This window comes from Sphingomonas sp. CCH9-E2, assembly GCF_001557215.1.
In the GTDB taxonomy this organism is placed as follows: domain Bacteria; phylum Pseudomonadota; class Alphaproteobacteria; order Sphingomonadales; family Sphingomonadaceae; genus Sphingomonas.
Window position 1 is genome coordinate 1 of the sequence record NZ_LSJM01000345.1, and the last position, 439, is coordinate 439.

At 73.3% G+C, this 439-nt stretch carries 1 pseudogene; it reads left to right on the forward strand.

The features are described 5' to 3' along the window. Positions 1 to 21 precede the first annotated feature (21 nt). Positions 22 to 439: pseudogene (locus tag AX681_RS16170) on the forward strand (Ti-type conjugative transfer relaxase TraA); the annotation flags it as partial.

Genomic DNA, 439 nt, shown 5'->3' on the forward strand with positions numbered 1-439 from the left:
GTCCGCGACAAGGCGCGGGGCATGTTCGCGGGGTTCCGGCCGAAGCCGGCGACCGAGAAAGCGACGTCGCCGGAGCGTGTCGCGGCCGATCGGCCGCCGGCATCCTCGCAGGCCCGCGCGATCGAGCGCTATGGGCGCGCCGCAGCGGATATAGGCCGGATGCGGGACAAGGGGTTGCCGGTGCTGGCGCACCAGGAACAGGCGCTGGCGAAGGCTGGCGACGCGCTCGACCAGGTGCGACCGCTTGGGAGCCGCGACCTTGCCAGCGCGATCGAGCGCGACCCCCGACTCGCGCGCGACGCGGCCGAGGGGAATACGGGCGGCGCGGTGAAGGCGATGGAGACGGAGCGCCAGGTCCGCATCGACCCGGAGAAGCGCGCGGACCGGTTCGTGGAGCAGTGGCAGGGCATGAAGGAGGCGCGCGCCAGCATGGAGCGTG